This window comes from Candidatus Methylarchaceae archaeon HK02M2, assembly GCA_024256165.1.
Classification (GTDB): domain Archaea; phylum Thermoproteota; class Nitrososphaeria; order Nitrososphaerales; family JACAEJ01; genus HK02M2.
Genome location: JAKLZG010000065.1, coordinates 1 through 6,169, shown reverse-complemented (window position 1 = coordinate 6,169; position 6,169 = coordinate 1). Strand labels below are relative to the sequence as shown.

Genomic DNA, 6,169 nt, shown 5'->3' with positions numbered 1-6,169 from the left:
GAAGAATCCATACCTCTTTATCAAGACCTCACCACAGTTATGGCAATAAGTGTTCTCTAACCTGTGACCTAAGACATTTCCTATGTAAACATACTCAACTCCCTCTTTTTTTGCTATCTCATGAGCCTTCTCTAAGGTGATTATAGGGGTTTGAGGTCTATCAACCATTTTGTATGTTGGATAGAAGCGAGTAAAGTGTAATGGTGTTCTTTCCCCAGCCTCTTTGATATGCCTCTTAACAAGTTCTTTAATGTGACTTTCGTCATCGTTAATTCCAGGTATTACAAGATTAACTATTTCAACGTGCAACCCTAAACTTTTCGCTTCATGTATATTCCTCCAAACTATATTTACATCTGTTGCACAAAACTTCTTAACGGTCTTGAAATCACCTTTAACATCGAATTTTATAGCATCCATTCCTGCATCAAACAATGCCCTTAATGCTTCAAATGTCATATATCCATTTGAGACATAATTGGCATACATGTTCATTTTACTCAATAAAGGGAAAACATCGAGAGCATATTCATAGAGTAATGTGGGTTCATTAAAAGAGAAAGATACCCCTTTACATTTCTCTGATGTTGCTCTATCCATTAGCTCCTTTGAGCTCATATAGTGAGCACTGAATGGACTCGGATAACTTTTACTAATGTCATAATTCTGGCACCAAGGACATGTAAAGTTACAACTCCAAGTTCCTATCGTCAAAGCATAAGAGCCTGGCCAATAATGAAAGAATGGTTTCTTCTCTATCGGGTTTGCAGATATGGATGATATATCGCCATATACCAATGTATACAATCTACCATCCTTATTCAACCTTGTTTTACAAAAGCCGTAATTATCTTGAGATATCAGGCATCTTCTCTCACATAGATCACAGCGGACTTTATCCCCTTTCTTCGTGTATAGAGGGCTTTCCTTCACACTTTTATACTTCAGAAGCTCTCTCTGCTTTGGCAACACTTATTTTTGAATTATAATTTACTTTTTTTATATTGTTTTATACAATTCACTACTTTTTAGCATTTTCTTGATCTCTTCTTCTTTCTGATTTATCTGTTCTTTATATTCCCTATTTGCTTCTTCAAATATTTTAATAAATGTCTGATCATATTCTGAAGTTAGCGTCTCAAGGGTTTGAATGTAAAAATTGTAATCTTCGAAGGTCCTCATCGCATAAGATAAAGCATTGGTCCAAACTGTTTTAAACCTAATGTCCCTTGATTTTTCAATTTGGGCCATAATTATTTCTATTACTCCAAAATATTCTTCCTTTGACTTTAATACTTTCTTTTCCAAATGGGGAATGATCCTTTTTATTGTCTTTTTTTCAGGACTTTCAGACATAATACCAAATATGAAATCAGACTTTATAAGTTTAAGTCTGTACAAGTATCTTCTGTATTATTTTTGTATAATTGAAAGGATATTATGAAGCGCAATACATGTATTTTTTATATTCTTTAAATTCATTTAAATTCTTCAGCTGCTTGTTTTAACCTCTTTGATAAAATTTCTGCCTTCTTGCTGATCCTGTTTGCATCGCATGTCTCTATATGCCTCTCATATTCTACTACTGTAGCGAATGTTGCTCCACATCTCGAACACTTTTTCTTAGAAGTAATTTGCTTCATAAATCATCGATTGATACTATTATTGATCTAGATATATATGGTTTATCTAACCAGATATATTATTTTGGTTAATGATATGAGAATATCATTCGCCTATTATCTGTAAGATTAGCTCTCTTGATCGACTATGAATATCTAACTCTATAAAGACTACTTGTTGCCATGTCCCTAAAATTAACCTCTTCTCCTTGAAAGGAATTGTAAGACTAGGTCCTATAAGTGAGGCCCTCACATGTGAATGCCCATTACCATCATGCCACCTTTTCTCATGCTCATATTCTAGGCTTTTTGGAATGATCCTCTCTAACATATCTGGGAAATCCTTCAGTAGACCTGGCTCATACTCAATAGTCGTCAAGGCACCAGTAGAACCAGGAACGAAAACGGTTACTATACCGTTTTCGAGCTTAGTATCTTTTACAACTTTACCTACCGAATTGGTTATATCGATCATATCCAATTCGCCTTTTGTAGATAAACTAAGGTGCTTTGTTAAGACGGTCATAAAATCCACTAAAGACTTACTTTATACATGATCCTTAAATTGCTTTTTCCTTTATTAGCGAAAAACAATCTAAAATGAAGATTTTTTAACTAGTTTGAGATAACAATAAAAGACTATTTATGTCGAAGAAAGTTCTGATAATTATCGCGCCAAAGAATTTCAGAGACGAGGAGTTCCTAGTACCAAAGGATATCTTAGAAAAAGCTGATGTAGAAGTTCATGTAGCCAGCACAACCAAAGGAACAGCCAAAGGTATGTTAGGCGTTAATGTAGACATTCAAATTATTGTGGATGAAGTCGATCCAGCTGATTACGATGCAGTTGTTGTTGTAGGTGGTCCTGGTTCTCAGACTTATTTGTGGGACAACCAAAGAGTTCTAGAAATTGTTAAAGAGGCAGATGATCTTGGGAAGATAGTCTCAGCGATATGTATCTCCCCTGTAGTTCTCGCTCGAGCAGGTCTACTCTTTAATAAAAAGGCAACGGTCTGTAGTACAGACAAAACCATAAGTGAGCTTAAGAAGGCTGGAGCGAAGATATCAGGAGCACCAGTCGAAGTGGATGGTAGGATAATAACAGGAAGAGGACCAGAGGCAGCTAAAGAATTTGGAAAGAAGATACTAGAGAGTATTATATGAATTAAATAATTTTCGAAAAATGACCGAATATGAGCGGAATTTGTTCAATCTTCATATTAGTTAACTAAAAATAGATTTAAAACACCATGGCAAGAACACGAAGTCCCGATAGCCAGACTGTAAGGAGTCTTTCTATTCTTTAATTCTGATAAAAATGATACAATATCTTCTCCCTTAAAACAACCGACATCACGTTGAAGCTTGTAACTATGGATTATTTTAGAGATTTCTGCCTTCTTCCAAGTAGCAAATTCTAATATGCTATACATAGGACCTGCTTTTTTTCTGCCAGTAGTACGACAAAAATCTATTGGTTGATCACAAGGAAGATTACATAATCTTCCTTCGGGCATATAACTCGTAACGATTCTTCCTGTTTCTTTATTATAACTCATAACAAGGCTCTTTGGTATTTCATTCAATACTTCTATTGCTGTTTCTGAGTCACCTTTTAATCTGAAACCCTCTTCTTCAAGCCATCTTTTGACTACTTCCCCAGCTAGATGACCAGGTATGGCCGGAACGATATGATCGGGGGTCGCCCTTCTAATGATTTTGTTCAATAATTCTACAGCATCACAGAGAAAAAATTTGACACTATTGGATTCTATGCTAAATGCCTCATCGATGTCACATCCATTTACTTTCTCATCCGCGAATTTACTCGCCTTACAATTAGATATTGTATCAACCAAAATTACTTTTGCAGATGATGCTCTTAATGATTTAATAGCCTCTGTGCCAAAATGTCCACCTCCAGCAACAAAAACTATTTTATCTTTGAAGATATTTGCCATGCATTTCTTAATGATCGAGCGTCAATAAATACTGTTCTAATTATTAAATTAAGCTTTAAGCAAAAATATGTAGAATTAAGCTTAAATTTGTGCCTAGATTAGTGACAAGAGAGGTTGACAGAAATCCATTCTAGCTACAACAATCTAAAATCTGTACTTACACTAACTTACTTGATAATGGTTTTTTTGTTGATAGGTCTTATGATATTTTCTTTCCCTTTGGGATTATACATATTATTCTTCACAGATTTGGGTAGAAGTTCAACCAATGATGTAAAAACTCTCTTCATGCTTTTTTGGCTCATCTACTTATTTGTCTTCGTTAATGCTATGATTGGCCCCCGTCAAAAATTGCATAGAATTCCTAGGATTTCTTTGAATGATGGGTTGAAAACAATCTTCGATAACACTTTATCAACAATTGCTGTAACTTTCTCGGCCCTTTTGTTGGTGATAATCTTTATTTCGCTATTACAGGAAAGTGCAGGTATCCCGACAGGCTCTCTCCCTGAAACGAATCCAATATTGGATTTTTTATCTGACTCTGTAGCCCCGATAATTGAGGAGATAATATTCCGAATATTCACATTAGGGACAGCGACAATTACTATATTGATCGTAAGGGGTGCTTACTTCAATTTCATTAAGGCCTTATGGAATCCAGCAGAATATATACGTGAACTAAGAAATTTAGATAAAAAGATTCTCTATTTAGTAGTAATGATAAGCGGACTCTTATTCGGCTTTGCCCATATCGCGCTTGGGGGTGGGTGGGAGATTGGTAAGGTAACCACAACTTCCCTTGTTGGGATTATTTTAGGCTTGATCTACCTCTACCACGGTTTTCCTGGCGCAGTTCTTCTCCATTGGTCGTTCAACTATTTCACTGGCTCATTCTACTACTTTGGGAAGATTGTTGGAGAAAGTAGTCTTCTTTATTTAGCCGATTGGTTTATGATGATCATAGGGCCTGCCTCTCTTTTATTCATTTTAATCTATACACTTCTAAAGATAAAGAAGATTTATAGTACAAAAGAAGATAGTATGTAAATATTGAATATTAAATAAATGTTTCAATAAATGTTTTTAATGCTACTTTTCATAATGTTATGTTGTGCTGTAAATGTGTATCTTGGGTAAAAGTGAACTTATCGATCTGGTCGATCAGTATAAGTGTATACATCCCTTTGAATCTAGATTGCTAGATGGGGATGGCTACGTCCTAACAGTTAAGGAGGAAACTACACTAAACTATCTCGAACATAAAAATCTTATTTCTCATGAAATAGTATTCGCACCTATTGGATATGTTGCTCATCTTACTGCAAAGAGCAAATATGGACGAATGGGTCTATCTTTCCTAAATGCTGCTAAGGTTCATAGTGGATTCGTAGGTAGGCTGGCTTTAGAGCTTGTAAACTTGAGTAATGATAGGCAACCTATAACTATCAAGGAAGGCGACCCGTTGATGCATATAGAATTTATGACTAGAATGGGTGATCCTAGCCCATATTCTGGACCATATATGTTCCAGTACATGAACGATGGGGAAATAGAACTATACATGAACATATTGTCAGATAAATTCAAAGGTGTTTTCACTAATTTGAAAAGTCTTTCTGAAAAGAGGCTCATGGAGTAAACGAAATCAAGAATTATTTCAAATCTTTGGTTTAGTTATTTTTATTGAATCGTTAGTTATAGTTAAGGAAAACAATTTAAAGAATTAAAAAAGACAAAGAATCAATAATGACTAATAGATCCAATGGCGATAGTGGGTCGGCTGGTAAGGCTGAACAGATAAAAGAGGCACGAATACTTGCTTCAAGACTTCAACGAGCTATAAACACAGCCCACTCGACTTCGACGAAAATGAGAGAAGTGGATAAACTGATAAGTAATCGTCTGACTACACAGACAGCATATGTACTTCAAACTATTGATGATCTGATGGGTAAAACCCAAAGTGAAAGAAAAAAGGAGAACCTCAATAAAATTTACCTCAAACTTCTTGATCTATTTAATGAGTTTAAACTTATGGAGGCTCATGGATATGAGACTATCGTCAGATTAGGTAAGATAGAAGATGTAAATAAATTAAATGAGATGATAGATGTGGATACGGATATGTTAAGTACAATTGCCTTGCTTTATGATCTTTTTTCAAAGATCTCTATTAAAAAATCGATTAGTATTAATCAGTGTAAAGAGATTTTGTATATAATCGATGATATACTTTTGTCATCAAAAAAGCGTTATGAGCTCATCGGAATGATGACGAAAGAATAAGAGATAATTGAAAACACTGAAATGAAGGAACAATCTCCTTTTTTAAAAAAAATTGGCGGAATGACGTAATCTGCCTCCCGCCAGAATTCTTCGACATCACATTACTATGCTTCTTATTAGAAGCTTAGTCGGTTGTTTCTTCTTTTTCTACGGCTTCGACTATCTGACCATTGGCAAATCGGTTTCCAATATGAACGATCTTAATTCTAGTTTGCTGTCCAACTTTGGCATCGGGGACGAAGATGATGAATCCTTCGATCTTCGCTATTCCGTCACCACGTCTGCTGATTTCAGTAA

Annotated in this window: 9 protein-coding genes; 4 read left to right on the top strand and 5 right to left on the bottom strand. The window is 35.2% G+C overall.

The features are described 5' to 3' along the window. The 4 genes from amrS to L6N96_05270 all read right to left on the bottom strand — a co-directional run. A partial coding sequence (amrS, locus tag L6N96_05285; protein ID MCP8323573.1) for an AmmeMemoRadiSam system radical SAM enzyme occupies positions 1-969 on the bottom strand: 969 nt, incomplete at its 3' end. Positions 970-999: 30 nt separating this feature from the next. After that, positions 1,000-1,356 (bottom strand): hypothetical protein, encoded by a 357-nt coding sequence (locus L6N96_05280; GenBank protein ID MCP8323572.1) that lies wholly within the window; start codon positions 1,354-1,356, stop codon positions 1,000-1,002. A 122-nt stretch (positions 1,357-1,478) separates the two neighbouring features. Further along, positions 1,479-1,643 carry a hypothetical protein gene (locus L6N96_05275; protein MCP8323571.1) on the bottom strand — a complete coding sequence of 55 codons (165 nt, stop codon included), beginning with the start codon at positions 1,641-1,643 and terminating at the stop codon, positions 1,479-1,481. A gap of 85 nt (positions 1,644-1,728) precedes the next feature. Continuing rightward, positions 1,729-2,148, bottom strand: coding sequence for a secondary thiamine-phosphate synthase enzyme YjbQ (locus L6N96_05270; protein ID MCP8323570.1), 420 nt, complete (start codon positions 2,146-2,148; stop codon positions 1,729-1,731). A 119-nt stretch (positions 2,149-2,267) separates the two neighbouring features. Here L6N96_05270 and L6N96_05265 point away from each other — a divergent pair, with 119 nt between their 5' ends. After that, on the top strand, positions 2,268-2,786 hold the full coding sequence (locus L6N96_05265) for a DJ-1/PfpI family protein (GenBank protein MCP8323569.1): 519 nt from the start codon (positions 2,268-2,270) through the stop codon (positions 2,784-2,786). 56 nt (positions 2,787-2,842) lie between these two features. Here the strand turns inward: L6N96_05265 and L6N96_05260 are convergent, their stop codons facing one another. Beyond that, on the bottom strand, positions 2,843-3,583 hold the full coding sequence (locus L6N96_05260; protein ID MCP8323568.1) for a hypothetical protein: 741 nt from the start codon (positions 3,581-3,583) through the stop codon (positions 2,843-2,845). Positions 3,584-3,697: 114 nt separating this feature from the next. Here L6N96_05260 and L6N96_05255 point away from each other — a divergent pair, with 114 nt between their 5' ends. The 3 genes from L6N96_05255 to L6N96_05245 all read left to right on the top strand — a co-directional run bounded on the left by L6N96_05255 (position 3,698) and on the right by L6N96_05245 (position 5,872). Beyond that, on the top strand, positions 3,698-4,633 hold the full coding sequence (locus L6N96_05255) for a CPBP family glutamic-type intramembrane protease (GenBank protein ID MCP8323567.1): 936 nt from the start codon (positions 3,698-3,700) through the stop codon (positions 4,631-4,633). A 73-nt stretch (positions 4,634-4,706) separates the two neighbouring features. Further along, positions 4,707-5,225, top strand: coding sequence for a hypothetical protein (locus L6N96_05250; protein ID MCP8323566.1), 519 nt, complete (start codon positions 4,707-4,709; stop codon positions 5,223-5,225). A gap of 107 nt (positions 5,226-5,332) precedes the next feature. Further along, the gene (locus L6N96_05245; protein ID MCP8323565.1) at positions 5,333-5,872 is read left to right on the top strand and encodes a hypothetical protein; all 540 of its coding nucleotides are present in this window, start codon (positions 5,333-5,335) and stop codon (positions 5,870-5,872) included. The last annotated feature ends 297 nt before the right edge of the window (positions 5,873-6,169 follow it).

Excerpts from the sequence above, each read along its gene's own strand:
- L6N96_05250 (MCP8323566.1), top strand. The coding sequence starts at position 4,707 with ATGTGTATCTTGGGTAAAAGTGAACTTATCGATCTGGTCGATCAGTAT.
- L6N96_05275 (MCP8323571.1), bottom strand. The coding sequence starts at position 1,643 with ATGAAGCAAATTACTTCTAAGAAAAAGTGTTCGAGATGTGGAGCAACA.
- L6N96_05265 (MCP8323569.1), top strand. The coding sequence starts at position 2,268 with ATGTCGAAGAAAGTTCTGATAATTATCGCGCCAAAGAATTTCAGAGAC.
- L6N96_05270 (MCP8323570.1), bottom strand. The coding sequence starts at position 2,148 with ATGACCGTCTTAACAAAGCACCTTAGTTTATCTACAAAAGGCGAATTG.
- L6N96_05245 (MCP8323565.1), top strand. The coding sequence starts at position 5,333 with ATGACTAATAGATCCAATGGCGATAGTGGGTCGGCTGGTAAGGCTGAA.
- L6N96_05280 (MCP8323572.1), bottom strand. The coding sequence starts at position 1,356 with ATGTCTGAAAGTCCTGAAAAAAAGACAATAAAAAGGATCATTCCCCAT.
- L6N96_05260 (MCP8323568.1), bottom strand. The coding sequence starts at position 3,583 with ATGGCAAATATCTTCAAAGATAAAATAGTTTTTGTTGCTGGAGGTGGA.